This is a genomic window from Streptomyces venezuelae (assembly GCF_008642335.1).
Lineage (GTDB): Bacteria > Actinomycetota > Actinomycetes > Streptomycetales > Streptomycetaceae > Streptomyces > Streptomyces venezuelae_F.
The window spans coordinates 7,949,842-7,975,948 of sequence record NZ_CP029191.1 but is presented as its reverse complement, the minus strand read 5'-3'; the positions used below and the strand labels follow the sequence as shown (position 1 = coordinate 7,975,948).

The 26,107-nt window shown below is 72.4% G+C and carries 23 protein-coding genes and 1 pseudogene; 14 read left to right on the top strand and 10 right to left on the bottom strand.

The features are described from left to right. Nucleotides 1-153: 153 nt before the first annotated feature. From DEJ49_RS35540 to DEJ49_RS35525, 4 genes are read left to right on the top strand one after another with little or no spacing between them, the layout of a single operon-like run. Complete coding sequence (locus tag DEJ49_RS35540; RefSeq protein WP_150187912.1) at nucleotides 154-828, top strand: hypothetical protein; 675 nt, start codon at nucleotides 154-156, stop codon at nucleotides 826-828. Next, the gene (locus DEJ49_RS35535) at nucleotides 825-2,153 is read left to right on the top strand and encodes an APC family permease (protein ID WP_150187911.1); all 1,329 of its coding nucleotides are present in this window, start codon (nucleotides 825-827) and stop codon (nucleotides 2,151-2,153) included. The genes DEJ49_RS35540 and DEJ49_RS35535 overlap by 4 nt, the downstream gene beginning before the upstream one ends. Next, nucleotides 2,150-3,136 (top strand): ornithine carbamoyltransferase, encoded by a 987-nt coding sequence (locus tag DEJ49_RS35530; RefSeq protein ID WP_150187910.1) that lies wholly within the window; start codon nucleotides 2,150-2,152, stop codon nucleotides 3,134-3,136. The genes DEJ49_RS35535 and DEJ49_RS35530 overlap by 4 nt, the downstream gene beginning before the upstream one ends. Then, nucleotides 3,133-3,897 (top strand): SDR family NAD(P)-dependent oxidoreductase, encoded by a 765-nt coding sequence (locus DEJ49_RS35525; RefSeq protein WP_150187909.1) that lies wholly within the window; start codon nucleotides 3,133-3,135, stop codon nucleotides 3,895-3,897. The genes DEJ49_RS35530 and DEJ49_RS35525 overlap by 4 nt, the downstream gene beginning before the upstream one ends. Nucleotides 3,898-3,906: 9 nt before the next feature. On the opposite strand, the gene DEJ49_RS35520 is transcribed toward DEJ49_RS35525, so the two are convergent. The 4 genes from DEJ49_RS35520 to DEJ49_RS35505 all read right to left on the bottom strand — a co-directional run bounded on the left by DEJ49_RS35520 (nucleotide 3,907) and on the right by DEJ49_RS35505 (nucleotide 7,564). After that, a complete protein-coding gene (locus DEJ49_RS35520; RefSeq protein ID WP_150187908.1) occupies nucleotides 3,907-4,275 on the bottom strand; it encodes an STAS domain-containing protein in 369 nt (122 codons plus the stop codon). Further along, nucleotides 4,272-5,366: a B12-binding domain-containing protein gene (locus DEJ49_RS35515; RefSeq protein WP_150187907.1), complete on the bottom strand. Its 1,095-nt coding sequence runs from the start codon at nucleotides 5,364-5,366 to the stop codon at nucleotides 4,272-4,274. The genes DEJ49_RS35520 and DEJ49_RS35515 overlap by 4 nt, the downstream gene beginning before the upstream one ends. Next, nucleotides 5,363-7,003: a PP2C family protein-serine/threonine phosphatase gene (locus DEJ49_RS35510; RefSeq protein ID WP_190329558.1), complete on the bottom strand. Its 1,641-nt coding sequence runs from the start codon at nucleotides 7,001-7,003 to the stop codon at nucleotides 5,363-5,365. The genes DEJ49_RS35515 and DEJ49_RS35510 overlap by 4 nt, the downstream gene beginning before the upstream one ends. Before the next feature lie 117 nt (nucleotides 7,004-7,120). Further along, the gene (locus DEJ49_RS35505; RefSeq protein ID WP_150188709.1) at nucleotides 7,121-7,564 is read right to left on the bottom strand and encodes an Lrp/AsnC family transcriptional regulator; all 444 of its coding nucleotides are present in this window, start codon (nucleotides 7,562-7,564) and stop codon (nucleotides 7,121-7,123) included. An 85-nt stretch (nucleotides 7,565-7,649) separates the two neighbouring features. Between DEJ49_RS35505 and DEJ49_RS35500 the strand changes: the two genes are divergently transcribed. Further along, nucleotides 7,650-8,576, top strand: a complete 927-nt coding sequence (locus tag DEJ49_RS35500; protein WP_150187905.1) for an SMP-30/gluconolactonase/LRE family protein — start codon at nucleotides 7,650-7,652, stop codon at nucleotides 8,574-8,576. 23 nt (nucleotides 8,577-8,599) lie between these two features. Here the strand turns inward: DEJ49_RS35500 and DEJ49_RS35495 are convergent, their stop codons facing one another. From DEJ49_RS35495 to DEJ49_RS35485, 3 genes are all read right to left on the bottom strand, one after another. Next, complete coding sequence (locus DEJ49_RS35495) at nucleotides 8,600-9,190, bottom strand: lytic polysaccharide monooxygenase (RefSeq protein WP_150187904.1); 591 nt, start codon at nucleotides 9,188-9,190, stop codon at nucleotides 8,600-8,602. Between the two features lie 135 nt (nucleotides 9,191-9,325). Continuing rightward, the gene (locus DEJ49_RS35490) at nucleotides 9,326-10,783 is read right to left on the bottom strand and encodes an MFS transporter (RefSeq protein WP_150187903.1); all 1,458 of its coding nucleotides are present in this window, start codon (nucleotides 10,781-10,783) and stop codon (nucleotides 9,326-9,328) included. Next, nucleotides 10,780-11,727, bottom strand: coding sequence for a nucleoside hydrolase (locus DEJ49_RS35485; protein ID WP_150187902.1), 948 nt, complete (start codon nucleotides 11,725-11,727; stop codon nucleotides 10,780-10,782). The genes DEJ49_RS35490 and DEJ49_RS35485 overlap by 4 nt, the downstream gene beginning before the upstream one ends. Before the next feature lie 279 nt (nucleotides 11,728-12,006). Here DEJ49_RS35485 and DEJ49_RS35480 point away from each other — a divergent pair, with 279 nt between their 5' ends. Next, nucleotides 12,007-13,074: a LacI family DNA-binding transcriptional regulator gene (locus tag DEJ49_RS35480; RefSeq protein WP_150187901.1), complete on the top strand. Its 1,068-nt coding sequence runs from the start codon at nucleotides 12,007-12,009 to the stop codon at nucleotides 13,072-13,074. A gap of 76 nt (nucleotides 13,075-13,150) precedes the next feature. Then, a pseudogene (locus DEJ49_RS37055) lies at nucleotides 13,151-13,300 on the top strand (hypothetical protein); the annotation flags it as partial. Between the two features lie 40 nt (nucleotides 13,301-13,340). Here DEJ49_RS37055 and DEJ49_RS36645 read toward each other — a convergent pair. Next, nucleotides 13,341-14,819, bottom strand: a complete 1,479-nt coding sequence (locus DEJ49_RS36645) for a glutamate--cysteine ligase (RefSeq protein ID WP_223833140.1) — start codon at nucleotides 14,817-14,819, stop codon at nucleotides 13,341-13,343. A gap of 171 nt (nucleotides 14,820-14,990) precedes the next feature. On the opposite strand from DEJ49_RS36645, the gene DEJ49_RS35470 reads away from it, so the two are divergent. After that, nucleotides 14,991-15,728 (top strand): phosphotransferase family protein, encoded by a 738-nt coding sequence (locus tag DEJ49_RS35470; protein ID WP_150187899.1) that lies wholly within the window; start codon nucleotides 14,991-14,993, stop codon nucleotides 15,726-15,728. A 41-nt stretch (nucleotides 15,729-15,769) separates the two neighbouring features. Here the strand turns inward: DEJ49_RS35470 and DEJ49_RS35465 are convergent, their stop codons facing one another. Further along, nucleotides 15,770-17,062, bottom strand: a complete 1,293-nt coding sequence (locus tag DEJ49_RS35465; RefSeq protein ID WP_317850479.1) for a M64 family metallopeptidase — start codon at nucleotides 17,060-17,062, stop codon at nucleotides 15,770-15,772. 180 nt (nucleotides 17,063-17,242) lie between these two features. On the opposite strand from DEJ49_RS35465, the gene DEJ49_RS35460 reads away from it, so the two are divergent. Continuing rightward, on the top strand, nucleotides 17,243-18,637 hold the full coding sequence (locus DEJ49_RS35460; protein WP_150187897.1) for a helix-turn-helix domain-containing protein: 1,395 nt from the start codon (nucleotides 17,243-17,245) through the stop codon (nucleotides 18,635-18,637). Nucleotides 18,638-18,802: 165 nt separating this feature from the next. Then, nucleotides 18,803-19,744: a hypothetical protein gene (locus tag DEJ49_RS35455; RefSeq protein ID WP_150187896.1), complete on the top strand. Its 942-nt coding sequence runs from the start codon at nucleotides 18,803-18,805 to the stop codon at nucleotides 19,742-19,744. Here DEJ49_RS35455 and DEJ49_RS35450 read toward each other — a convergent pair. Then, a complete protein-coding gene (locus tag DEJ49_RS35450) occupies nucleotides 19,716-20,750 on the bottom strand; it encodes a helix-turn-helix domain-containing protein (RefSeq protein ID WP_150187895.1) in 1,035 nt (344 codons plus the stop codon). The two genes, DEJ49_RS35455 and DEJ49_RS35450, sit on opposite strands and share 29 nt — an antisense overlap. 119 nt (nucleotides 20,751-20,869) lie before the next feature. On the opposite strand from DEJ49_RS35450, the gene DEJ49_RS35445 reads away from it, so the two are divergent. The 4 genes from DEJ49_RS35445 to DEJ49_RS35430 all read left to right on the top strand — a co-directional run bounded on the left by DEJ49_RS35445 (nucleotide 20,870) and on the right by DEJ49_RS35430 (nucleotide 26,099). Next, nucleotides 20,870-21,766: an alpha/beta hydrolase gene (locus DEJ49_RS35445; protein WP_150187894.1), complete on the top strand. Its 897-nt coding sequence runs from the start codon at nucleotides 20,870-20,872 to the stop codon at nucleotides 21,764-21,766. Between the two features lie 142 nt (nucleotides 21,767-21,908). Beyond that, nucleotides 21,909-23,114, top strand: a complete 1,206-nt coding sequence (locus DEJ49_RS35440; RefSeq protein ID WP_150187893.1) for an NAD(P)/FAD-dependent oxidoreductase — start codon at nucleotides 21,909-21,911, stop codon at nucleotides 23,112-23,114. A 49-nt stretch (nucleotides 23,115-23,163) separates the two neighbouring features. Beyond that, nucleotides 23,164-24,573, top strand: coding sequence for a 2-oxoadipate dioxygenase/decarboxylase family protein (locus DEJ49_RS35435; protein WP_150188708.1), 1,410 nt, complete (start codon nucleotides 23,164-23,166; stop codon nucleotides 24,571-24,573). Further along, nucleotides 24,570-26,099, top strand: a complete 1,530-nt coding sequence (locus DEJ49_RS35430; RefSeq protein ID WP_150187892.1) for an aldehyde dehydrogenase family protein — start codon at nucleotides 24,570-24,572, stop codon at nucleotides 26,097-26,099. The genes DEJ49_RS35435 and DEJ49_RS35430 overlap by 4 nt, the downstream gene beginning before the upstream one ends. Nucleotides 26,100-26,107 lie beyond the last annotated feature (8 nt).

Below are 26,107 nucleotides of genomic sequence, written 5' to 3'. Positions count from 1 at the left end.
CGACCACGTGGGGAGCTGGTCATGCGACCGGGCGAGCGGATCGGGGGCCTCGTTCAGTCCCTCTCGGAACACCTCGTCACCAATGTCGAGGAGCATCAGCTGGAAGGCGCGCGCCGCGCCTTTCTCCAGAACGGATTCACGAAATTACCCTTCTTGGTGCCCGACCGTGTCAAGTCGGCGGTCGCGGACGAAATAGAGGAGCTCGTCGCCGAACACGGCGTGCGGCGCGGAATGAGCTTCAAGGAAACCGGTGGCACGCCACGGCTGATGCGCAATGTGCGTCATCAGGAAATCAGCGAACACGGGACCGTGATCCCGCGGGTGTACGCGTCCACCGAACTGCTCGACGCCCTGGCGAGGGTGGCCGGTGAGCCGGTGCTCACCTGCCCCTACGAGCCGGAGCGGTACGTGATCACCGAGCTGGAGCAGTCCGGTGACACGCACGGGTGGCACTGGGACGACTACAGCTTCGCGCTCGTATGGGTGGTCGCCTGTCCGCCCGCCGAGCACGGCGGGTTCGTGCAGTGCGTGCCGCGCACGTACTGGAACAAGCAGGATCCGCAGCTGCACCGCCAGTTCATCTCGCAGCCCATCCACTCCTTCGAACTGCGGCCGGGCGACCTCTACTTGATGCGGACCGACACCACCCTGCACCGCGTCTACCCGCTCACCGGCGGGCGGCGCCTCATCATCAACATGGGGTACGCGTCCCGCGCCGACCTGCACAAGCCGATCAGCCACGAGACCATGGACGGGCTCTGGAACGGCTCCCGCGAGGACCAGACTGAGCGGATGGACCACACAGATCAGGCGGAGCAGACCGTATGACACCGGTGGAGGGGGCCACGGCGGCGACGCCCGGGCCCCCTCGACTGGTCCGTCAGTTGGGCACCTCAGGGCTCGTCGCGCACTACGTCACGTCCGTGATGGGCGCGGGCGTCCTGCTGATCCCCGCCCTCGCGTGGGCGGAGGCAGGACCGCTGTCCCTCGTCGCGTGGGGGGTGCTGATCCTCTACAGCTACCCTTTCGCGCTCGTCTTCGCGAAGCTGTCGGTGGGGCATCCCACGAGCAAGGGCGTCGCGCGGTTCGTGGAAGCGGCGTTCGGTGCCCGTGCGGGCAGGATCGCCGCCGTCTTCCTGCTCCTCACGCTGCTCGCGGGCAATCCCGTCCTCGGGCTCGCGGCCGGCCGCTATCTGCTCGCGGCGGTCGACCCCGCGGCCTCCAACCGGGCGTCGCTCCTCGCGGGCGCCGCCGTCATCGTGTGCTGCGTCGCGCTCAACCTGTGGGGAATCAGGGTGAGTACCCGCGCCCAGATGGTGGTGCTGGGTTCCGTGGTGCTGCTGCTCGCCGTCGTCATCTGCCTTGCCCTGCCCCAAGGGGACTACGAACGCCTCACCCCGTTCGCCCCGCACGGCTGGGGTTCCCTCGGCAGCACGGTGCTCATCTGCTTCTTCGGATTCATCGGCTGGGAGAACGCGGCCCCGGTCGCCGAGGAGGTGCGGGATCCCGAACGCACCTTTCCCAAAGGAATTCTCTACGCCGTCAGTTGCGTGGGACTCCTGTATTTCGCCATGGCGTTCACCGTCTCCGTGGCCCTGCCCGAGGCATCCGCGGGCCAGTCCGACCTGACGGCGTTCGTACGGCTCCTGCAGGTGGCCACGGGCTCCGGACTCGAGAGCACCGGGTATCTCGTCGCGGGCGTCCTGCTGCTGCTCACCACCAACGCCTGGTGCCTGGGCACCTCCCGCGTCGTCTTCGCCCTCGCCCGGGACGGCATCCTGCCGGCCCGGCTCAGCCTGCTCTCCCGGCGGGGCAGGGTCCCGGCGCGCGCCGTCCTCGCGCTCCTGCCCGGGTACGCCGTGTCGGTGCTGCTGCTCCTGGCCACCGACTCCAGCGAGACGACGCTGATCAAGGCGTCGTCGGCCACCTATCTGCTCGTCTTCCTCATGGCCTTCCTCGCCGCCGCCCGCCTCCTCCCCCGGGGCGGCGCCGCCCGGCTGAACCTGCTGCTCATCGCGACGACCGTCGCGATGCTGCCGTTCTTCGGCGTCAGCGTCGTCATCGCGCTGGCGATGCTGCTCCTCTCCGTCATCGCCGAGCGCCGGCTGCGCAAGCGCGTCCCCCCGTCCACCGACACAGGAGTACTCACGTGACCGTGCGACACATCCTGCGGATACAGGACCTCTCGGCCAAGGAAATGTGCTCCCTGCTCGACCTCGCCGACGCGATGAAACGCGGCGACGACTCACACGCCCACCTGGCGGGCCGCTGCATAGGTCTGCTCTTCAACGTGCCGTCCACCAGGACCCGGGTCTCCTTCCAGGTCGCCGCCACCCAACTCGGCGCCGTCAGCCATCCGTACGGCGTGGAGGAGCTGCGGCTCGCCAACCGGGAGTCGATCGAGGACACCATCGGCGTACTCAACCGCTACCTCGACGCCCTCGTGGTGCGCTGGTACGACATGAACGACTACGGCGCCGGGCACCGCAGGCTGCGCGCGATGGCCGAGCGGGCCACGATCCCCGTCATCAACGCGCTGGACGACGAGGAGCACCCCTGTCAGGTCCTCGCCGACCTCATGACGTTGCGCGAACTGTACGGCGCGGAGGTTCCGTCCCGACGGATCGTGTACGCGTGGTCCTACTCCCCGCGGCAGAAGACCCCCGGCGTCCTGCACTCCTCCATGATGGCCGCGGCCCTCCTCGGCCACCGCGTCACCGTCGCCCACCCCCCCGGCTTCGCCCCCGAGGAGCGCGTGACCCGCGCCGCCCGGGACATCGCCGCACGTACCGGCGCGAGCGTCGACCTCACCGAGGACCTGGAGGACGCCGTCCGCGGGTGCGCCGCCGTGTACACCCTCAGCTGGAAGTCCCCCACCCTCGTCGGCCAGGAGGAGATCCAGGCGCGGACGCGGCTCGCGGACCGGTGGCGGATCACCGAACCGCTGATGCGGCTGGCGGGCGACGACGCGGTGTTCCTCGACTGCATGCCCACCAACCGGGGCGAGGAGGTCGACGCCGACGTCAAGGACGGACCACGGTCACGGATCTTCCAGCAGGCGGAGAACCGCCTGCACACCCAGAAGGCCCTGCTCACCCAGTTGTTCGACGGAACGCTCGGCGGAGGCGGACGATGAGGGCGGGGCGGTCCGGCACCCGGGTGGCGCTGGTCACCGGAGGGGGCGGCGGCATCGGCGGCGCCGTGGCGCGTCGGCTCGCCGACGAGGGCGCGGCCGTCGCGGTCGTCGACCGGGACGACGCCGCGGAGACCGTGGCCCGGGACATCCGCGCCGGCGGCGGGCACGCCGAGGCGTTCCTGTGCGACGTCTCCGACGAGGAGGAGGTGCCGGCCCTCGTGAAGGAGGTCGTGGGCCGGCTCGGCGACATCACCGACGTGTGCTGTGTGGCGGGGAGCATCCGGCGCGGGACGGTGCGGGACCTGTCCCTGGCGGACTGGCACGGGTCGTTCGCGGACAACGTGGACTCGGTGTTCCTCGTATGCCGTGCGGTGCTGCCGCTGATGGAGCGGGCGGGGCGCGGCAGCATCGTCACCGTGGCCTCGGGGTGGGGGCTGCGCGCCGGGGAGAAGGCGGCCGCGTACTGCACGGCGAAGGCCGGTGTGGTGATGCTGACGCAGGCGATGGCACTGGACCACAGCCCCGCGGGCATCCGGGTCAACTGCGTCGCCCCGGGCGACACGCGCACGCCGATGCTGGCCCGCGAGGCACGTCAACTGGGTCAGTCGGACGCGGACTTCCTCGCCGAGGCCGCCGACCGGCCGCTGGGCCGGATCGGCACGCCCGAGGACATAGCGGCCGCGGTCGCCTTCCTGGCAGGCCCCGACGCCGATTTCGTCACGGGGAGCGTGCTGTCCGTCGACGGCGGGGGCAGTATCTGAGCCGGTCCCTCAGAGGGCGCCGTCGGGGGCGGGGTCCGCGTCGGGGGCTGCCGCTCCCGTGAAGTATTCGAGCGTGCCGGTGAGGTCGAGGAGACGCTCCAGGTTCGGGGGCCGGTCGTCCAGGTGCAGACGTGTGCCGGTCTCCGCCGTGCGGCGGCCGATCATCAGCAGGATCGACAGGCCCATGGAGTCGACGTTGGCGACGCCCGCGCAGTGCAGGTGCAGGTCCCGGAGGCCGGGCCGGGCGCCGAGCTGTTCGGTGACCTCGGCCAGGAGGTACTCGGCGTTGTCGTAGTCGAGATCGCCGGTGATCTCTATGTGGACGGTGTCCGCGGTGCCCGCGGTGGCCAGGCGGAGTGCGGGGGGCAGTGTGGTCATACGGGCGTTCCAGGCACGGTGGGGTGATCGGTGGTGAGGGCTTCGAGTCCGCGTCGCAGGATGCGGGACGCCCGGGGGAAGTCTTTCAGCTCGTGCAGGAAGAGGTCGAGCGCCGGGGGGAGGGAGCGCACGGGCACTCCTCGGGCCTCCAGGATCCGGGCGGTCCAGGAGATGAACCAGCCGAAGAGGTCCTCGTCCCCGAGATAGAGGGCGGTGGCGAGGAACTCGACGATGTGCGCGAGGTCCTCCGCCGTGCGTTCGCGCTGCGCTTCGTCGTAGCCGCGCATGGCGGGGAACGCGTCCTCCAGGGCGCGGAAGACGGTGCGCACCAGTGCGTCGCCGCTGCGGGTGACCATCGTGTATTCCTGGTCGGCCAGGTGCGGGAGGTCGTCCAGCTGCTGGTGGTCGGCCTGCGGGCGCGGCAGGTGGCCCTCGGCGAGGCGGTCGGCGGCGGCCGGGGCGTCGGGTGCCCACGCGTCGGCTCCGAGCAGGCGTGCGTAGCGGCCGCCCGGTCCGAACGCGGCGCCGCCGACCAGGACGGGGACGCCGACGGCCTGGCATGCGGTGATCGCCGCGTGCGCGGTGGGGAGCCTGGTGGCGATCGAGCCGGACAGCGCGACCGCGTCGGCCTGCGTGGTGTGCAGGTGGGAGATGAGGTGCGGGACGGGAACCTGTGCGCCCAGGTAGTCGACGCGCCAGCCGCGCAGTTTGAGCACCTCGGCGAGGAGCCGGGCGGGCAGGGCGTGCCATTCGCCGTCGACGCACGCCACCGTGATGCGGCCCCGGTCGGGGGTTCTTCGGGCGGCGGGGTGCAGGGCCACGGCGGCCACGGCGCGTTCGTTGATGGAGGTGGCGGCGTGTTCCTGGGCGATGCTGAGGCGGTTCGCGGCCCATTCCTCGCCGACTCTGCTCTGCACGGCGGCGATCACGTCGACGAGAACGGACTCGGGGTCGGCGCCGTCGTCCAGGGCGCCCAGGAGGACTTCGGTGGCTGTGTACTCGTCGCCGACCGACACGGCTTCCCACAGTTGGTCGGCGAGCGCCGAGGGCGGTGCGGCGGTCCGGGGGCGGGACGGGGTGCTGGTGCTCATGCCGTGTACCTGCCCCGAGTGCGGCCGTTCACCGCACTCAGATGGTGCGTGCGGGGCGCCGAGATGGCGACGACGGCCATGTCGTCGTGGCGTCGGTTGCCGAGCCACTGGGAGGCGAGCATCTGGACATGTTCCACGATGCCCTCCGACGGCATCCCGGCGCAGCCGGCCAGGGCGCGCCTGAGGCGTGCTTCGCCGAACTGCGCGTCGCCCATGGGGCCGCCCTGGGCCTCGGTGATCCCGTCGGTGTACAGGAGGCAGGTCTCGCCCGGGGCGAGGGTGACCGCGGTGGTGCGGGCGGGGACGTTCGGCATGGCCCCGACCAGGGTGCCGCGGGTGTCGGCTTCCTCGACCGTGCCGTCGGCGCGGACGATCAGCGGGGGCGGATGGCCGGCGCTGGTCAGCCGCAGGTGCACTTCGTCGTCCCTGCGGACGGCGGAGGCGAGGACGAGTGTCGCGAAGCGGGTGTGGTGGGAGTTGAGCAACGCGGTGTTGAGCAGGGTGAGCATCCGCTGGTGGTCGTCGGCCATCGGCAGCAACGCGTGCAGGGTGTTGCGGATCTTGCCGGTGAGGACGGCCGCCTCCAGGCCCTTTCCGCAGACGTCGCCCAGCGTCACGAGTGAGGGCTCGCCCTCGACGGCGGCGGGGTGTACGTCGTAGAAGTCCCCGCCGATCCGCTCGTGGTCGGCGGAGGGACGGTAGCGCCCCGCGAAGTCCACTCCGCTGATGTGCTGCAGGGTCGGGGGCAGCAGCTCCCGCATCAGCACTTCGGTGATGGCGGTCTGTTCGGCGTAGAGCCGGGCGGCCGACATGGCGGCGCCGGACCGTGCGGCGAAGAGGCGGGCGAAGACCTCTTCCTTCTCGGTGAAGCCGACGCTGCCCTCCTTGCGCAGCAGGACGAGCGCACCGGCCGGGACGCCGTGGCCGGGCAGCGGGGTGATCACTATGGCTCCGATGGGGCCGAAGCCTTCGGGGATCATCCACTCCGGTGCCGCCGACGGGTCGATCCAGCGGGAGGGGACGGGAGGGAAGCCGCGCAGGGCCTCGCCGAGGCCGGGGACCTCGTCGGGGTCGACCGTCTGTTCCGACGTGGTGGGGGTGCCGCCGCGCAGGCAGGTGACCACGGGCAGGCGGTGGCCGCGTGCCGGTGCGATGGCGAGCGCCGCGTCGGCGAGGTTCTCGGCGGCCATCTGGGCGGTGACGTCCATGCAGCGCCCGAGGTTGAGGGAGGAGAGCAGGGTGCTGGACGCCTTCGCCAGGAAGGCGGTCCGCTCTCTCTCCATCTGGAGTGCTTCTCGGGCGAGCTGATGGTCCGTCTGGTCCACGAGCCACCAGGCGATGGTGCCGTCGTCCCGCACACTCGGGTGTGCTTCGAAACGGCGCCCTTCGATCGCTCCGGAGAGTGGGGCGTCCGATTCCTGTACGACGCGTGGTCCGGGCAGGTGTGTCGCTGCGTGGGCGGCGGCCAGCCAGGGCGGGACCACGGCGTCGAGGCGCGCCCCGGGGCGGGCGGCGGGCAGGAGTACCTGTGCGGCGGCGTTGCACTGCTCGAGGAACCCGGCCGCGTCGACGACCAGGACCGGGTAGGGGGCTCCGCTCCACGGGAAGTCCGGCCCCGTGCGTGCGGCGGTCTGCATGTGGGGGGAGACCAAATATGGAGGACCCGCTGGGCGAGTCCCTCACCTCACCAACTCATAGGGAAAATGTTGTCTTGCGGCAACGATCCCGCACGGGCCACCTTTCTGGCAACCCGCTCAGCCGGTGAGCGGAGAGACGGGGCGTTCGAAGAACGTCTCGAGGGAGACCGTGGCCTGCGTACCGCTGACGCCGTCGATCGCGTAGAGGCGACGCAGCACGTCCTGGAGTTGTTCGGTCGTCGACGTGCGGACCTTCACCAGAACCGACGCGCTGCCCGCGATGACGTGGGCCTCCTGTATCTCGGCGATGGCCGCGAACGCGTCGGCGGACTCCCCCATCCACGCCGTCGAGTCGACCATCACGAAGGCCAGCACTCCGCGGTCGAGCGCCGCCGGGTCCACCTCGACGGTCGTGCGCCGGATGACTCCGCGCTCGCGGAGCTTGCGCACCCGTTCGTGGGCGGCGCCCGCGGAGAGACCGGCTCCCTTGCCGAGCGCGGCGTACGAGATCGTCGCGTCCTCCTGGAGGAGGGCGATCAGCCGACGGTCGATGTCATCCACGGTCACCATGGCGCAACCATACAGCGTTCTGGCATAGTCGCGATCAACCGAACATCATTCGGCTTCGGTCCGTGAAGGGGTATCCATGTCCGGCAATGACAGCACTTCCCTGTACGAGATCCTGGACGAGCGATTCCGCACCGGACGGTGCGCGAACGGCGACGACCGGCTGGAGCAGCTGTACGGGGGCTGCCGGTGGGCCGAGGGACCGCTCTACCTCCCCGCCTGGCGCCAGCTCGTCTGGAGCGACATCCCGAACGACCGGCTGCTGCGGTGGGACGAGTCGACGGGCGCGGTCTCCGTCTTCCGCTCCCCCGCCGGGCACGTCAACGGCAACACCCTCGACCGGGAGGGCCGCCTCATCAGCTGCGAGCAGGGCAACCGGCGGGTCACGCGCACGGAACCGGACGGCCGGATCACGGTGCTCGCCGAGCGGTACGAGGGGAAGCGGCTGAACAGCCCCAACGACGCGGTCGTCCGCTCGGATGGATCGGTGTGGTTCTCGGACCCGGACTTCGGGATCACCAGCGACTACGAGGGACACCGCGCCGAGCCCGAGATCGACGGCCTCAACGTGTACCGGATCGACCCGTCGACGGGTGAGGTGCGCCTGGTCGCGGACGGTTTCGGAGCGCCGAACGGGCTCGTCTTCTCGCCCGACGAGCGGCAGTTGTACGTGTCCGACACGCGCGGCGGCTGCATCCGGGTCTTCGACGTGCGCGAGAACGGCACGCTCTCCGACGGGAAGGTGTTCGCCGAGGCGAAGGACGACGTCAGCCGGTTCGACAACATCCGCTTCGACGACGGCGGCCGCTTGTGGGCGGCCGCCATCGAGGGAGGGGTGCACTGCTACGACCCCGACGGCACCCTCATCGGGCGACTGAGGGTGCCGGAGCCGGTCTCCAACATCACGTTCGGCGGCCCGAAGAACAACCGGCTCTTCATCACGGCGACCAGCTCGCTGTACTCACTGGTCATGGCCGTCACCGGACTGCCGCGCGTGCGCCGCTGAGCTCGAGAGCCTGTCCGCGAACGTCAGAAGCGGACGTCGGAGCAGGCGTAGAAGGCGTTGCCGGTGTCCGCGATGGTCCACACGCCGAGGATGATGTGCTGGCCGGACTTCTGGGGCAGGAGGCCGCTGTGGGTGACCGTGGAGCCGGGCTGACGGCCGCCGAAGGGCACCGAGAGGAACGGCTGCGGGTCCAGATCGGCCCTGGTCAGCGGCTTGTTCGGGTCCCAGCCGTCCTTGGTGATGTAGTAGCGGAAGTCGGTCGTGGCGTGGCGGGCGGTGATGCGCCAGACGAAGGTGTGGTTCTGGCCCGCCGTCAGTTTGGTGGTGGGCCACTTGCCGCCTCGCGGGTCGTCCAGTTCGGAGAAGCGCCCGATGCCGCCCGAGCAGATGTGGCCGTCGGCGGGCCCACGCGCGGGGAACCCCTTGGGGCCCTCCACGCTCGGCGGCTCCCACTGGATCTGCCCGCAGTTGCGGACGGTGCCGTTGCCGCACAGCTGCTGGCGGCTGACGGGCGAATCGGTGTAGCCGTGGGCCTGGGCGCTGCCGCTGGTGGCCAGCATGGCCGATCCCGCGAGGCCGAGGCCCAGGAGTAACGAGGTGAGCTTCTTGCGCATGATGTGCTCCCGAGGTCCGAGAGGATGCGGTTGGGTCACACGTCCGACGCGGTCTAGACCAAGTCCGAGGCTAGTGCGACGAGTTGAGCATGTCCATACCAATGAAGCCCCTGCGAATGAAGCCCGGCCGCCCGCTCACTCCGTGGCTTCCGCCGCCACCGGCTTGGGGATGAGGAAGGACGTCGCGAAGGCCGCCGCGATGAGGGCGACACCGGCGATCATGCCTGCCGTGTAGCCGGCGGGTGACGTCTTGTCGGCCGGTTCCGCGGCGGTCTGCACGGCGTACAGGACGGCGAAGCTGAGGCCCGCGCCGAGGTTGAAGGCGCCCGCGTTCAGGCCGGGCAGGAAGCCCGGGTTCTCCTTCGGGGAGAGCACGATGCCGAGCCCGTTGAGGACGATGTTGCCCACGCCCGCGTAGGTGACGCCGATCAGGATCGACGCGGCGAGCAGCAGCAGCCGCGAGTCGGCGTGCAGCGTGAACAGCATCAGGGCGACCGTCACGGCGGAGCCGATGAGCCCGAGGCGCAGGATGCGCCCGTAGCCGTACGTGGCCGCGAGGCGTCCGGCGAGGGGGCCCATGGCGAGGCCCGCGAGGGCGTACGGCGTCAGGGTCCACCAGGCGGACTGCTCGGCGCTCATGCCGAACCCGGCCTGCGCGTCCTGCGCGAAGGCGGGGATCATGCCGTTCATCACGGCGAACACGCCGGTCATGGTGAGGACGGTGGTCAGCAGCAGGGCCCAGGTGGAGCGCTGCCGCAGATGGCGGGTGGCGACCAGGGGGTGGCTGCTGCGGTCCTCGATGCGCCAGAACAGGGCGAAGGCGAGGGCGGCGACGACGAGGAGGCCCACCACCAGCGGCCAGTTCGCGTCGCCGAGCTTGCCCGCCTCGTTGAGGGCGATCAGGGCCGCGCCGACCGACACGACCAGGGCGGTGACTCCGGGCCAGTCCATGCGGCTGTCGGCGTTGTCGGCGGACGCGGCGGCCTTCGACTCGGGGGTGAGCGTGGCGACGAGGAGCGTGGCGATCGCGGCGACGCCGGCCATGGCCCAGAAGACGGACTGGAAGCCGTGGTGGTCGGCGAGGTAGCCGCCCGCCAGGGAGTCGACGCCCGCGATGCCGCCATTGACGGCGGTGATGACGCCGAGGAGCGTGCCGTACTTCTTCGGCTCGTGGACCTCGTTGCGCAGCATGATGAGGCAGAGCGGCACGGTGGGTCCCGAGACGCCCTGGATGACGCGGCCCGCGAAGAGCATCGGCACGCTCTCGGCGAGGGCGGCGACGACGCAACCGACGACCATGAGCGCGAGCATGCCCGCGAGCACCTTGCGCCGTCCGACGAGGTCGCCGAGGCGTGGCAGGAAGAGCGAGAAGAGCGCGGCCGACGTGAAGAACGCGGTCTGGGTGAGGCCCACCTCGGCGGAGGTCGCGCCGAGGGAGTCCTCGATGTTCTTCAGGGCGGGGCTGAGCATGCTCGCGTTGAGCTGGAAGGCGAAGCAGGCCGCGAGGAGCGCGGTGACCAGGACGCCGATGCGCACGGGACGGGAGCCGCGGGCGCCGCCCGGGGCGGCGGCGGGTTCGGTGAGGGCGTTCATGCGCTGACGTCACCGATCCGCTCGAGGGCGTCGACGATCAGGTCCCAGAAGCGCGTGTGGTCCAGGTCGACGGCGACCTGGGTGGTGCAGTCGTCCGGGGCGGGGGCGCGGAAGTCCGTCACGGTCATGCCGAGGGTGAGGGTTCCGGTGAGCTCGATGTCGACGGGAGCCTTACGCACGGTCATGACACTCGGGTCGATGACGTAGGCGACGGCGCACGGGTCGTGGACGGGCGGGGCGTCGAAGCCCTGGGCCTCCAGGTACATGGCGCCGAAGAAGTCGAGGAGCTCGTTGACGAAGAGGGCGGGCTTGGTGCCGACCTTGCCGATGCGCTCGATGACCTCGGGGGTGGCGAGGGCCTGGTGGGTCAGGTCGAGGCCGACCATGGTGACGGGCCAGCTCTCGTTGAAGACGATGTGCGCGGCCTCGGGGTCGATCTTGATGTTGAACTCGGCGACGGGGCTCCAGTTGCCCGTGTGGTAGCCGCCGCCCATGAGAACGACCTCGCGGACGCGCTCGACGATGCGGGGCTCCTTGCGGGCGGCCAGGGCGATGTTGGTGAGGCCGGCGGTCGGGACGAGGGTGATCTCGCCGGGCTCGTGGGCCATGACCGTGTCGATGATGAGGTCGACGGCGTGGCGCTCGTCGAGGGCCAGCGTCGGCTCGGGCATGACCGGGCCGTCGATGCCGCTCTCGCCGTGGATGTCGGGGGCGGTCTCCACGTCGCGCACGAGGGGGCGGGGGCAGCCCGCGGCGAAGGGGACGCCGGTGATGTTCGCGATGCGGGCCACCGAAAGGGCGTTGCGGGTGACCTTCTCCAGGGTCTGGTTGCCCACCACGGTGGTGACGGCTACCAGGTCGACATCCGGGTTTCCGTGCGCCAGGAGCATGGCGATCGCGTCGTCGTGTCCGGGGTCGCAGTCCAGGATGATCTTTCGGGGCATCGCGGAACCTCTTTGTTCGGCTGAGCGGGCGCTGCGCGTGTGATGCGCGTGCGGCGACGCTCGGGAAAACGTTCTCCCAAGACTGTGTGCACCGGCGCGAATTATGTCAATGGTCAACGACACACCCTGGCAAACTCGCCCGGAACGGACACGGGTCCGGAGCGCGCCGACACCTGCAGAATGGGGCCAACAGGGAGGATACGCCCGGGATATCGGGCCTGGTGACGGTGGTGGGCCGCTGATAACGTTTGCCGAAACGCATCGAAGGGTGGGCGCGGCGTGGCCGACGTAACGCTGAGAGACGTGGCCCGGGCCTCCGGCTGCTCCGTCGCCACGGTCTCCCGGGTCCTGGCGGGCACGCGCCCCGTGGGCGCCGAGACCGCGCGCCGGGTCCGCGAGGCCGCCGAGGCGCTCGGCTACCGGCCGAACCACGCGGCGCGCGCCCTGCGCAGTCGCTCCACGGGCACGGTCGGGCTCGTCCTGCCGCAGATCACGAACCCCTTCTACCCGACGCTGGTACGGGAGTTGACGCACGCCCTGCACGCCGGGGGCCGTGCCGTGCTCCTCGCCGACTGCGACGACGACCCGGCGGCGGAGGCGGAGTACATCGCCGACCTGCTCGGCCGGCAGGTCGACGCGCTCCTGGTGATCCCGGCGCACGAGGAGCGCAGCAGGGACGCGGTGGCCGCGGCGGCGGCCCGGGTGCCGCTCGTCCTGATGGACCGGGGCTGCGGACCCGCCGTCGCCGACTCCGTCGCGGTGGACAACACCGCGGGCATGGCGCTGGTCCTCGACCATCTGGCCGCGACGGGCCGCCGCCGCGTCTGCTTCCTCGGCGCGACGGGCACGGCGTCGGCCGCCGCGGAGCGCCGGGCCGCCTATGCGGCGGGTGCGGCGGCCCTCGATCCCGGGGCGCCGGACCGGGTGGCCCTCGGCGACTTCTCCGTGGAGTGGGGCAGGGCCGCGGTCGACGAGGTGTGGCCCGCCCGGCCCGACGCCCTCGTCTGCGCCAACGACCTGATCGCCATCGGCGCGCTGCAGCGCCTGCAGCAGCTGGGCGCCGACGTACCCGGCGAGGTCGCCGTGACCGGCTTCGACGACATCCCGATGGCGGCGCTCTCGGCGCCGGGCATCACGACGGTCCGCCAGCCGGTCGCCGAGTTGGCGGCGGAGGCGGCACGCCTGCTCGGCCGCCGTCTCGCGGGGGGCGAGGCGGACAGCCCACGCCAGGCGATACGACTGGCACCCGAGCTGGTGGTGCGCGAGTCGAGCGTGGCGGGGGCGGCACGCACGGCGGGCGGCACGGTTCCGGCGCTCGGGGGCGCTGCTCATCTGCTCGTCGAGTAAGGCCCGCCGCGTTTGGGAAGTCCCCCGCTGTCCGGGGCGGCCCGCGCCTACGCCGCCGCCCTGATCACCTCTCCGGATGTGGCCCCCCACCTGCCGTCGGGACCGTACCGGCCGGGGTGCCACCATCGCCTCCGAAAACGTCAGCGGAAGCATCTCGCCGCTCCGGGGCAAAGAGGCGGACGGGGACATCCTGCTGGAGCACACCATGGCTCCGGGCGAGGTGCTGCTCTTCGTCGATCCGCAGGTCATGCACTACGTCTCCCCCATCACGCCCACGGTCCCCGGCCTCGCCACCCCGGCACCGGCCACGCGTGCACCGGGACGTCCTCCGACGCCAGTTCCAGGGAGTGGCGGAAGATGTCCCGGTCGCAGGCGCCCGCTCGGCGGGCCTTCCGGTGCCAGCGCGCGGGAGAACAGCCAGAGGCGACGCGGGCCTCCATGACACCCAGCCACCGCTGGACCTCGGCGTCCGTCACGCCGGCCCCGGCCAGACCGCGGGCCGCACGCCCCAGGAGGGACCGGACCAGTTCGTGCGCGTTCCGTCGCACCGGCGCACCACTCGTCCGCGGCCACCACAGGGTGGCGTCCAGTCCCTGGCGGGCGGCGGCGTAGAAGTTGGCGCGGGCCTGTGCGAAGGGCAGCGCGGGAGCCACCGGCTCGTGACCGGTCGCGTGGTCGAGGACGAGCCCGGTCAGCAGGGCGGTGTTGGCGGCCATGTCGGCGGGGGTGGGGCCGGAGGGCAGCGCGCGCATCTCGATCCGCAGATGCCCGTCGCCGACGGGGTCGTACACGGGACGGTTCCACCACCAGACGGTGCCCACGTGCAGCCGCAGCTCCTCCAGCTCGGCGGGTCCCCCGTGGTCCGTGTCCTCCGTGGGCGGTGTGTCGGCGCACATCGGCATGAGCGGGCGGTGCCTGCAGGCGGCCTCCATGAGCTCGCCGACCCCGTCGCGCACCCATCCGTCGCCGAAGCCCGTACGTTCGAACGAGTCGGTCGCGGGTGAGCGGGGCGTGCCGAACGCCTGCTCGTACCACGGAATGCGGCTCTCGTCCCACAGCAGACGGCCGAGCAGCACGGGAGAGTTGGCGCAGACCGCGAGCACGGGGGCGATGACGAGCTGCGCCGCGTTGTAGAAGCGGGCGAAATCCGCCGCGGGGACCGTCAGGTGGATCTGCCAGGAGCTGGCGGCGCCCTGCGCGCACACGGAGTCGGAGCGCATGCGGCAGCTCGGCTCTCCGTGGACGTGGACACTCAGGTCGCGCGGGGTGCGGCCGAGGGCGTCGTCGAGGAGTCCGTAGCGGCGCTTCGCGGAGACGTTGTGGCGGGTGAGGTCACCGGGACGCAGGGTCGGCAGGGTGCCGGAGCAGTACGGCACCGCGCCGTGCGGCAGGGCGGCCTTCGCGACCGCGCCGAGCAGGTCGCGTGTCTCCTGGTGCAGGGCGGTGAAGGGTGCGCCGCGCAGGGGGACGGGGGTGAGGTTCGCCTCCAGGTTGTACCGGTTGACCTCGAGGACGAGCCGCGGGTCGGCCGCGGCGAGGCGGACCTCCTCGTTGCGTGCGACGGGGAGGCCGTCGTCCGGGTCGGCCAGGAACATCTCCAGCTCGGCGCCGAGCATCGGCTGCGCGAGGCCGAAGGAGGGCCGGGCCACCGTGTCGTGGAGGACGCCGAGGGACTGTTTCAGCCTCGTACGGAAGAGCTGGTGATCCTCGTCCGTGAACACGGTCTGCCGCAGTTCGCGACCCATGGTCCGCTCCTAGTCCGACGCACCGGCACGACAGCTCCCCGCCCCCGACGAGGACAACCCACCGTTTGGAAACGTTTCACAGCAGTATGTGATGGTTATCCGTCCTCGGCCCCTCGAAGGCGGAGGAGACCGGGCCCCGCACCGCGTGGTACGGCCTGAATACTGGCCGCCATGAACGATGTCGAGGTAGTCGTCGCACATTCCGAGCGCACCACCCTGCGGGTCGGCGACATGTTCCTGAAGGTGGACGCGGATCCGGGGCGTCTCGAAGCCGAGGCCGAGGTGATGTCACTGGTGCCGGTCCCGACCCCCGAGGTCCTGTGGCACAAGCCGTCCGTGCTCGCGATCGCCGCGGTCCCGGGGACGGCGCTCGGCCGCCTCGGCGAACCGTCGACCGCGTCGCCCGCGGCATGGGCCGCGGCGGGCGCCGCCGTCCGCAAGCTGCACGACGCGCCGCTGCCGCCCCGGACCAGCCGCGGCCCGGCGGAGCTGGCCGCGGAGCTCGACGCCGAGTGCGCGTGGCTCGTGGCGAACGACGTCCTGCCCGCCGACCTCGTCACCCGCAACCGCGGGATCGCCGAGGCCGCCCTGCGGCCGTGGACGCCGGTCTTCACACACGGCGACCTGCAGATCGCCCACGTCTTCGTCGACGGGGACCAGGTCACGGGCATCATCGACTGGTCGGAGGCGGCCCCCGGCGACGCCCACTTCGACCTGGCCACCCTGACGCTGGGCCACGAGGACCGTCTCGACGACGTGCTCGCCGGCTACGGCGCGGACGTCGACGTCGACGTGATCCGCGCCTGGTGGTCCCTGCGGAGCCTGCTGGCCATTCGCTGGCTGGTGGAGCACGGCTTCGACCCGAGGGCGCCGGGGTGTGAGATCGACGTGCTGAGGGCCCGAATGTGAGGTGGCGCTGCCGCGCCACCCCGTGTCCGGGCCCGTGCGGGTCAGCGGCCGACCCGCCAGGTGAGCGAGTCCGTCAGCAGGGACTTCAGGTCCGGGGCGCGGACCGCGTCCGTCGGGTCTGTGGCGCGGACCGTCAGCTCGTGGGTGCGGCCGTCGGCCGGGACGCCGAGGGAGCGGGACGTCACCACGAGGTCGCCCCGGGCGCGGCGGACCTCGCGGCCGTCGACGCTCCAGCGCACCCGGATGCCGTCCGCGACGTGCACGCGGACCTTGTCGTCACGGCGTACCGCGCGGTCCGTGGGCGTCTGTGCGGTGACGACCGACGCGTGGCGGTGGAAGCCCGCGATCATGGCCTCGCGGCCGGGGAGGTTGAACTCGCGGCCGAGCGTGCGCATGATCGAGTCCTTGGTGGGGCGGTAGAGGCCGCGCGGGTAGTAGCCGCCGCCCTCGTACGCGCCCACGGTGCCGCCGTCCGGTGAGGTCCGGCCGATCCAGCGGTACCACTTCTTCTTCTGGGCGGTGAGCTGCGCGGCCGTCAGCTTGCTGGTGTTGCTCTCCCAGGGCTCGGCGCCGGTGTACGTGCCGTACTCCTCGTACCAGTACTCGTCCGCCAGCTTGCCCAGCGAGTGGCCGGTCTCGTGGACGACGACCTGGTCGGACTGGGCGTTGTCCGAGGAGGCGGTGGCGATGCCGTCGTAGCCGGACGGCGAGGTGATGTCGTTGTAGCCCGCGCCGCCGTACTTGGTGGAGTTGGCGAGGACGATGACGAGGTCGGGGTCGGCGGCCTTCTTCGCGTATGTCTCGACCTTGTTGGTGTCCACGCACAGCAGCCGCTCGATGCCGTCGCAGAAGAAGGCCGAGCCGAGCGCGGTGTCCTTCACGGTGCCGTTCGTCGGGTCGTTGGAGACGCCGGACTGGCGGGAGACCGCGTCGACCGCCCAGACGTTGAAGAGGCTCTTGTACGACGCGTACGGCTCGACGGCCGAGACCTTGGCCCACTTGGCGCGCACGTCGGCGTGGAAGTCCTCCTGCTGGGAGGCGGTGTAGCCGTCGCCGATGAAGACGACGTCGAGCTTGGTGCCGGTCGGTCCCGCCGACACGATCGGGACGACGTCGCCGTCGCCCTTGATCTTCTTGCGTTCGGCCGACGAGAGCGCCGGGGAGGCGGGGACGTCGGTGTGGCGCGGGTGGGCGCCGGGTCCGGTGAAGTACTCGACGCGCTGGGGCTGTGCGGCGGCGGCCGGCTCCGGGGCCGGGTTCGCGGCTGCTGCCGTGCCGACGGGCCCGGTGGCCGTGACCGCCGCGGCGAGGGCGATGCCCGTGGCGAGCGCCACACGCAGGGGCGTGCGTCTGGCACGGATGAATATTCGATGCGTGGGGGGCATGGGTGTCCTTCCCAAGTCCGCGATATAAATGGCGGGTTAAACAGAGTTAAGGCGCGGCTCAACGTAGAGGCTCCCGGGGTCCGAGGCAATGGGTGAGCTGCAATTTGCGGGTGGGAAGGGTGAGTTCACGTGACGCACAGGAGTTCCGAGGGCCTGCCGCCCGACGACCCGGCCGAGATCGGGCGGCGCGTCCTGCGCCTGCGCGGCGAACGCGGCCTCACACAACGCCAGTTGGCCGAGCCCGCCTATACCGCCGCGTACGTCTCCACACTGGAGTCCGGCAAGGTGCGCCCCTCCGAGGCCGCGCTGCGCCACCTCGCCGAGCGCCTCGGCGTCAGCTACGAAGAGCTGGCCACCGGCCGACCCGCCCACCTCGCCGCCGAGTTGCGCCTACGCCTCACCGACGCCCGCCGCGCGCTGGCCACCGGCGCGCCCGAGGACGCGGCCGAGCTCTTCCGCGCCGTCCACGAGGAAGCCGTCACGCACAGCCTCGCCGAGGAGCAGGCCGACGCGCTCCTCGGCCTCGGCGACTGCCTCCTGGAGTCGGGCGAACTCACCGGCGCCCGCGACCGGTTCGCCGCCGCCGAACGGCTCCTTGCCGACCAGCCGCTGCCGCGCCGCGTCCCCGCCGTACGGGGCCGCGCCACCGCCCACCTCCTCAGCGGTGAACTGCGGTACGCCTGCTACCTCCTGGAGAGCACCCTCGACGAACTCGACGCGGCCGGGCTCCACGACCCCGAGGCCCTGCTGCTCCTCTACACGGCGTCCATCGCGCCCTACATGGACATGGGCGCGCACGCGCGGGCCGCCCACGCCGCCGAGCTGGCCCTCGCGCTCGCCCCGCGCGTCGGCGACCCCGCGCTCGTGGCGGGGATGCACCGCGGGGTGGCCCGCACGCTCATCGCGGAGGGGCGCATCGCCGAGGCGGACGCGTCGCTCGCCAAGGCCCAGGAGCTCTACCGCCAGCTGCACATCCGTACCGAACTCGCCCACTGCCACTGGATGCGCGGCTACGTCCACGCCCAGGACGGCGACCTGGAACACGCCGAGAGCGAGCTGCGCACGGCCCGCGACATCCTCGCCTCCAAGCGCGCCGCGCTCTTCACCGAGCAGGTCGAGGTCGAACTCGCGGACGTGCTGCGGCGGCGCGGCAAGACCGACGAGGCCGAGGCGCTGCTGCGGCCGCTGCTCACCGCGGGCGACGAGGACGAGGGCGGCGCCGGGCCGCTAGGGGCCGGCCGCGGCGCCGTGCACGCGGGCGGCGCGCACCGGCTGCTCGGGCTCATCGCCGAGGAGCGGGGCGACGCCGAGCGTGCCGAGGAGCACTACTGCGCCGCGCTGTCGCTGCTCGAACGCTCCAGCGCGGTGGGCGATCTGGCCGACCTCTGCCGACTCCTGGGCGATCTGCTGCGGCGCACGGGACGTGTGGAGGCCGCGATGGACGCGTACCGCACGGGCCTCGGCCACCGGGCCGCGCCGGGCACCACCACGCTGGGCCCCGCGCCCGCCACTCCCCCGATGTGACCGGCCATTCCCCGGTGTGACCTGCGGCTGCCTCTACATCTGCATCGAAAGATGTACGGCGATCTCCTCCACCGTCAGGACTCCCGTGATCGTTTTGGCGCCCACGATGGTGAGTACCCCTCGCCGCGAGCGATGACGAGCGGCGGCGACCGGCATCGAGGAGTGGTGACAGTGGTTCTGGGACGGGCACTCGGCGGCGGCCTCATCATGGGCGTGGCGCTCGGCGCGGGCACGGCGGTGGGGCCGGTGCTCGCCGACGGGCTCGGCCTCACCGGTTTCGCGGCGCGGATCGTTCCCGCCGTGCTGGTCAGCGCGGTGGCGGTGCCGCTCGTCGTGCTCGCGCTACGCCGCCGCGGCGGGTCCCTGCGGGACATCGGCTTCGGTGGCCCGGGCGGGAATCTGCGGGCCCTGTGCGTCGGCGCCGGGGTCACGGTCGGCGCCGCGGCGCTCGTGCTGGGGGCGGCGACGGCCGCCGGGCTGCTGAGCTGGTCGCGCCCTGACGTGCCCGAGCTGGCCGGGTTCCTGGTGACGAACGGTGTGGTCGCCCTGCTCCTGGAGGCGCTGCCCGAGGAGACGACGCTGCGCGGGCAGACGTGGACCGCGCTGCGCGGCCGGTTCGGCGGATTCGTGTCCGCGCTCGGCACGACGGCCGTGTTCCTGGTGGTGCCCGGCCTGTCGACCGTGGTGGAGGCCGGGGTCGCACCCCTGGTCGGTGGTGACGCCGGGCCCGTCGGTCTCGCGCCGGGCGGGCAGGACCCGGTCGACTACCTGATCCTGCTGACCTTCTTCGGCCTGATGCTCGTGACGGCCCGCACCGCGGTGCGGCGCGCCCCGCTGTGCGCGGGCATCGGGGCGCATCTGGCCTTCCTGACCGTCAACCGGGTCGTGTTCGAGGGGGACGAGCGCGACGCGGGCTGGTCCGTGCATCTGTCGTCCCCGGACGTGGAACTCCTCGTACCGGTGTATCTGCTGGTCGCCATGGCCGGGTTCGCGGTGTGGCGGCGGGTGGAGGGGCGGCGCGGAGGCGGTGCCTCCGGGCCGAGGGCGGGAGCGCCGTCCACGGCGGCCGACGGGTCGTTCAGTCGTCGAGCAGCCGCCACGCGGTGAGCGCGAGCCTCGCCCTGATCAGCCCGGAGGGCCCGGTCAGGTCGATGTCCATGCCCTTCCCGAGGTGTTCGATCCGCCGGGCGACGCTGCTGTGGTGCAGGTGAAGGAGGTCCGCGGCCCGGCGCAGAGAGCCGGTGGAGCAGTAGGCGTCCAGGGTCTCCAGTCCTTCCGGATCGTCGGCGAGGGCCGCGACGGCGGCGACGTCGGGGTTGTCCCGTACGGCGTCCTGCGGAACCTGCGCGAGCAGGGCCAGCGCCCCGAGTTCGTCGTACGGCACGACCGGGCGGCCGGCGGTGGCGAAGCGCAGGGCCGTACGCGCCTCACGCCACGACCGGTCGGGGCTTCCCGCGGCACCGATCCCCGCGCGTACGCCCGCAGGGAACGCGCTCCGGTCGACGGTGGTGGCCAAAAGCACGCCCACGCCGGCGAGCGGCGCCGCCTTCACCGGGCGGGCCGGGCAGATCAGGCCGCCGATCCGGTCGAGCGGCAGCCGCGCGCGTACGGCGACGACGCGGACCGGCAGGTCGGCGGCGAAGCCGAGGAGCCGCAGGGCACGCGCCCGTGCGGCCTCCTCGCTGTCCGCGCTGATGGCGAGTTCGACCAGGGCGGGGTCGGCCATGGTGGTGCGGGCCGGGCCGTACCGCTCGACGGCCGCCGCGGCGGCGATGGCGAGCCGGTCCAGGAGCACCTCGTCCAGCGGGTTCGGCGGCCCGGGGCGCTCCAGCCACACCGTGCCGATCTCCTCGTCGTCGAGGGTGACGGGCGCGGTGCTGGAGGCCGGCGCCTGCGGGCCGGACGCGTCCATTCCCTCGGGCGAGAGGCGGATCGCGCGCCCGGTGCCGCCGAGCCGCACCCCGACCACGCACTCGGCCAGGCCCGCCGAGGCCCTGGCGAGCGCGGCGAGGTCGACGCGGCGGCGCATCAGCGTGTCGTAGAACGTGACGACGCGGATCGCGCCCTCGACGTGCGGATCGAGTCCCGACAGCCGGACGGCCAGTGCTTCCATGCAGAGGAGGATAGGTCCGTCGGCGTCGGCGCGGGGAGCGCCGATCGGCGCGTGATCGGGCACGGGTGCCCGACAGTCGGCGGGTGACAGCACGGGCCGCTGCTGTGAGGATCGCCGCCATGGATCCCGAACTCGAAGCGTTCGTCCCGCTGCTTCCGCGCCAGGACCTCGACGACCCGGCCGCCGCGCGCGAGCGGTACTCCGCGTACGCCGCGTCGAAGCCGGGGCCGGACACGACGGGCATGGAGATCGAGGACCGCAGGGTGCCCGCCGATCCGGAGGTGCCGGTGCGGATCTACCGGCCGCAGGGGGCGCGGGGCGCCGTCGTGTGGATGCACGGGGGTGCGCGGATCATGGGCAGTCTGGACACCGAGCATCCGTGGGCCGGACGGGTCGCGGCCGCGGCGGGGGCCGTGGTGGTCTCGGTGGGATACCGGCTGGCCCCGGAGCACCGGTTTCCGGCCGCCCTGGAGGACGCGTACGCCGCCCTGGAGTGGACGGCGGAGCACGCCGCCGAACTCGGTGTCGACCCGGCGCGGATCGCCGTCGGCGGCCACAGTTCCGGCGGCAACCTCGCGGCGGCGGTGGCGTTGTGGGCCCGCGACCACGACGGGCCGCCGATCTGTTTCCAGCTGCTCAACGAGGCGTCCCTCGACGACCGCATGGAGACGTGGTCCGCACGGAACTTCACCGATACGCCGTGGGCCACCCGCGCCAACGTGGCCGCTTCGTGGCGGCACTACCTCGGGTCCCGGCCCGCCACGCAGTACGCGGCCCCGTCCCGGGCCACCGACCTGTCGGGCCTGCCGCCCGCGTACGTCGCCACGGCGGAGTTCGATCCGAACCGGGACGAGGACATCGCCTACGCGGTGCGGCTGTTGCAGGCCGGGGTGTCGGTCGAGCTGCACCAGTGGCCGGGCACCTTCCACGGCTCACAGGCCATCCTGTCCGCCGACGTGTCCCAGCGGCAGATCGCCCGGCTCGGGGAGGTGCTGCGGCGCGCGCTGGCGGACTGAGGGGGCGTCGTGATCCGGGCGGGGGCGGCGCGGATACGCCTCATGGACGCCGTCGCGCGGCGTGCTGCACCATGGGCGAGCAGTGTGCTGTCCAGTGCTGTTGAGCGACAGTCCAGGCCGCAGCCTGGAAAGGAGCGGCCTCTTGGCCTCCTCACCGCCCGCGTCCGTGTCCGCCTCCGCGTCCGTCCGCCGCGCCGTCCCCTCCACCACCGACGTCGTGATCATCGGGGGCGGGGTGATGGGTACGAGCATCGCGTTCCACCTCGCCGAGGCGGGCGTACGCGACATCCTCGTCGTCGAGCGCGGCGAACTCGGCGGCGGGAGCTCGGGGAAGCCGATCGGCGGGGTGCGGGCGCAGTTCTCCGATCCGCTCAACATCGAGCTCGGCCTGCGCAGTCTGCGCGCCTTCCGGGACTTTCCGCACCGGCCCGGCGCGGACGTCGGCCTCGACACCGTCGGCTACCTCTTCCTGCTCACCGACCAGGCCCAGGTGGCCGACTTCGAGGCCGGGGTGCGGACCCAGAACGCCCTCGGCGTGCCCAGCCGCCTGCTCGGTCCTTCGGAGGCGCGAGCGCTCTGCCCCTATCTGATCACCGACGGTCTGACGGCGGCCGCGTACTCGCCCGAGGACGGGCACGCACGCCCCGCGCTCGTCGTGCGCGGGTACGCGCGTGCCGCGGCGCGGGCCGGCGCCGTGTTCGCCACCGGCACCGCGGTCACCGGCATGGACGTGACCGGTGACCGCGTCACGGTCGTCCACACCGACCGCGGGCCGGTCTCCTGCTCGGCGGTCGTCTGTGCCGCCGGGGCGTGGTCGGCGCGGATCGGCGCCATGGCGGGCGTCGAGCTGCCGGTCCGGCCGCTCCGCCGCCAGCTCGCCTTCACGGTGCCGCTGGTGCCCGCCGCGCCGCGCATCCCGTTCACGATCGACTTCGCGTCGTCGGCGTACTTCCACAACAGTGACGACGGGTTGCTGTGGGGTCTCGCCGACCCCGGCCAGCCGGAGGGCTTCGACACCACGTGGACGCCCGGCTGGCTGGAGCTGTTCCGTGCCGCGGTGCGGCAACGGGCGCCCGCTCTCGCGGAGATGGAGACGGCGGGTGGCTGGGCGGGCCTGTACGAGGTCACGCCCGACCACAACGCGCTGATCGGCCGCTCCGACGCACCCGGCAACTTCCTCTACGCCACCGGCTTCTCCGGCCACGGCTTCCTCCAGGCCCCCGCGGTGGGCGAGATCGTCCGCGACCTGTACCTGGGGCGGCGGCCGTGCGTCGACGTCGAGCCGCTCGGCGTGCACCGCTTCCGCACGGGGTCCGCGAGGGGCCGCCCGGAAGCCCACGTGGTGTGAGGCCGAGGAACCCCGAAAGCGGCGAGGACGGCGAAAGGACGACATGTCGATGATCAAGCAGTGGCGGCTGCGCGCCGGGTTCGCCGAACGGCTCTCGCGGATGTACGGGCGTGAGGTCCCCGCGTACACGAAGCTGGTGGACGTCTCCCGTGAGGTCAACGAGGACGTGCTGCGCAAACGCGGCACCGAAGCCGAGCGCCTCGGCTCCATCGGCCGCGTCACCGCCGAACGGCACGGCGCCATCCGCGTCGGCACTCCGCGGGAACTGCACCAGGTCGCCCGCGTGTTCGGCGCTCTGGGCATGCACCCGGTCGGCTTCTACGACCTGCGCGACACCCCGGCCAGTGCCCTCCCCATCGTGTCGACGGCGTTCCGGCCGGTGGCCGAGGAGGAGCTGGCCCGCAACCCGTTCCGGGTCTTCACGTCCCTGCTCACCGTGGCCGACGCCCGCTTCTTCGACGACGGCCTGCGTTCCCGCCTCGACACGTTCCTCGCGGGCCGCGAGCTGTTCCCGCCGGAGCTGCTCGCGCTGGCCGACCGGGCGGAGGCGGAGCGGGAACTGTCCGAGGCGGACGCCGAGCGGTTCCTCGAACTCGCCGTTGGTGCCTTCGAGTTGTCGGCCGAGCCCATCGACGAGGAGTGGTACGCGTCGTTGGAGCGCGTCTCCGCCGTCGCCGCGGACATCGGCGGCGTCCGCAGCACCCACATCAACCACCTCACCCCGCGCGTCCTGGACATCGACGAGCTCTACCGGCGCATGACCGAACGCGGCATCGAGATGATCGACACCATTCAGGGGCCGCCCTGCTGGGCGGGGCCTGACGTGCTGCTGCGCCAGACCTCGTTCCGCGCGCTCGCCGAGCCGCGCGCGATGCGGGCGGCGGACGGCAGCGTGCGGCGCGGCCATCTGCGGGTGCGGTTCGGCGAGGTCGAGGCGCGGGGCATCGCCCTGACCCGCGAGGGCCGCGTCCTCTACGACCGGCTGCTCGGCCTCGTCGACGAACGGGCCGCGTCCCGCCCGACCGCCGAGCGGAACGCCGTGGCCCGCGCCGTGTGGGCCGAGCACCTGCCTGCCACCGAACACGAACTCGCCGCGCGGGGCCTCGGGTTCTTCACGTACCACGCCGTCCCCGACCGGCCCGAGGTCGGCGGGCGCCCGCCCGCCGACCTCGGCGGGCTCCTGGACGGAGGCTGGCTGCGGGCCGAACCGATCGTGTACGAGGACTTCCTGCCCCGGTCGGCCGCCGGCATCTTCCAGTCCAACCTCAGCGACACGGGTTCCAGGAACAGTGACAGGGAGGAGGGCAGTGCGTACGGCGTCGACACGCTCTCCGAGGCCATGGGCCGCGAGGTCCTCGACCCCTTCGCGCTGTACGAGCGGCAGCGGGACCGCTCCCTCGCCCTCCTCCCCCGCGCACTGCGTCCCACCCGCGCACCACGTCCCCAGGGAGCGTCATGACCGGCATCGCCCTGCCCGCCACCGACGAGCTGCGCGCCCGCGCCCGTACCGCGCTCGACCGCGTCGGCGTCACCGTCCCCGAGGGCAACGGTCTGCGGGCCCGTACCCCCATCACCGGCGAGGACCTCTTCGGCCTGGCCGCGACCGGTCCCGCGGGGACCGAGGAGGCGCTCGCGGCGGCCCGTGCCGCCTTCCTCGACTGGCGGACCACTCCGGCCCCGCGCCGCGGCGACCTGGTCCGGCGCCTCGGTGACCTGCTGCGCGACCACAAGGACGACCTCGCGGACCTGATCACCATCGAGGCGGGCAAGATCCGCTCCGAGGCGCTCGGCGAGGTGCAGGAGATGATCGACATCTGCGACTTCGCCGTCGGCCTGTCCCGGCAGCTCTACGGGCGCACCATCGCCTCCGAGCGTCCGGGGCACCGCCTGGCGGAGACCTGGCATCCGCTCGGTGTCGTCGGCGTCATCTCCGCGTTCAACTTCCCGGCCGCGGTGTGGTCGTGGAACACCGCCGTCGCCCTGGCCTGCGGCGACACCGTGGTGTGGAAGCCCTCCGAACTGACCCCGCTGATCTCCCTGGCCTGCGACCGGCTCCTGGCCCGAGCCGCCGCCGACGTGGGCGCACCCCGTGACGTGCACCGGCTCCTGCTCGGCGACCGGGCCGTCGGTGAGCGGCTCGTGGACGATCCGCGGGTCGCGCTGGTCAGCGCCACCGGGTCGACCCGCATGGGCCGCGAGGTCGGCCCGCGCGTCGCCGCCCGCTTCGGCCGCTCCCTGCTCGAACTCGGCGGCAACAACGCGGCGGTCGTCGCCCCCTCCGCCGACCTGGACCTCGCCGTGCAGGGCATCGTGTTCGCGGCGGTCGGCACCGCGGGGCAGCGCTGCACGACGCTGCGGCGCCTCATCGTGCACCACGACATCGCGGAGACGCTCGTGGGCCGCCTCACCTCCGCCTACCGGAAGCTGCCCATCGGCGACCCCTTCGACCGGGCGACACTGGTCGGCCCGCTGATCTCCGCACGGGCGCTCGCGGAGATGCGGAGCGCGCTGGACCGGGTGCGGGGCGAGGGCGGCGAGGTGCTGGCGGGAGGTGCCCGTTGCGCGGCGCCGTCGGCGCCGCACGCCGCGTACGTGGAACCGGCGGTGGTGCGCGTCGGGCGGCAGACGGACGTGGTCCGCGAGGAGACGTTCGCGCCGCTTCTCTACGTCATGACGTACGACACCTTCGACGAGGCCATCGCCCTCCACAACGACGTGCCCCAGGGCCTCTCGTCGAGCATCTTCACGTGCGACCAGCAGGAGGCGGAGCGTTTCCTGTCCGCCGAGGGCTCCGACTGCGGCATCGCCAACGTGAACATCGGGACGTCCGGGGCGGAGATCGGCGGCGCGTTCGGGGGCGAGAAGGAGACGGGCGGCGGCCGTGAGTCGGGCTCCGACGCGTGGCGCGCGTACATGCGGTCGGCCACGAACACGATCAACTATTCGAGCCGGCTCTCCCTCGCCCAGAACGTCAGCTTCCTCTGACCTGACCG

Excerpts from the sequence above, each read along its gene's own strand:
- DEJ49_RS35535 (WP_150187911.1), top strand. The coding sequence starts at position 825 with ATGACACCGGTGGAGGGGGCCACGGCGGCGACGCCCGGGCCCCCTCGA.
- DEJ49_RS35525 (WP_150187909.1), top strand. The coding sequence starts at position 3,133 with ATGAGGGCGGGGCGGTCCGGCACCCGGGTGGCGCTGGTCACCGGAGGG.
- DEJ49_RS35520 (WP_150187908.1), bottom strand. The coding sequence starts at position 4,275 with ATGACCACACTGCCCCCCGCACTCCGCCTGGCCACCGCGGGCACCGCG.
- DEJ49_RS35515 (WP_150187907.1), bottom strand. The coding sequence starts at position 5,366 with ATGAGCACCAGCACCCCGTCCCGCCCCCGGACCGCCGCACCGCCCTCG.
- DEJ49_RS35510 (WP_190329558.1), bottom strand. The coding sequence starts at position 7,003 with ATGCAGACCGCCGCACGCACGGGGCCGGACTTCCCGTGGAGCGGAGCC.
- DEJ49_RS35500 (WP_150187905.1), top strand. The coding sequence starts at position 7,650 with ATGTCCGGCAATGACAGCACTTCCCTGTACGAGATCCTGGACGAGCGA.
- DEJ49_RS35495 (WP_150187904.1), bottom strand. The coding sequence starts at position 9,190 with ATGCGCAAGAAGCTCACCTCGTTACTCCTGGGCCTCGGCCTCGCGGGA.
- DEJ49_RS35490 (WP_150187903.1), bottom strand. The coding sequence starts at position 10,783 with ATGAACGCCCTCACCGAACCCGCCGCCGCCCCGGGCGGCGCCCGCGGC.
- DEJ49_RS35485 (WP_150187902.1), bottom strand. The coding sequence starts at position 11,727 with ATGCCCCGAAAGATCATCCTGGACTGCGACCCCGGACACGACGACGCG.
- DEJ49_RS36645 (WP_223833140.1), bottom strand. The coding sequence starts at position 14,819 with ATGGGTCGCGAACTGCGGCAGACCGTGTTCACGGACGAGGATCACCAG.
- DEJ49_RS35470 (WP_150187899.1), top strand. The coding sequence starts at position 14,991 with ATGAACGATGTCGAGGTAGTCGTCGCACATTCCGAGCGCACCACCCTG.
- DEJ49_RS35450 (WP_150187895.1), bottom strand. The coding sequence starts at position 20,750 with ATGGAAGCACTGGCCGTCCGGCTGTCGGGACTCGATCCGCACGTCGAG.
- DEJ49_RS35445 (WP_150187894.1), top strand. The coding sequence starts at position 20,870 with ATGGATCCCGAACTCGAAGCGTTCGTCCCGCTGCTTCCGCGCCAGGAC.
- DEJ49_RS35435 (WP_150188708.1), top strand. The coding sequence starts at position 23,164 with ATGATCAAGCAGTGGCGGCTGCGCGCCGGGTTCGCCGAACGGCTCTCG.
- DEJ49_RS35430 (WP_150187892.1), top strand. The coding sequence starts at position 24,570 with ATGACCGGCATCGCCCTGCCCGCCACCGACGAGCTGCGCGCCCGCGCC.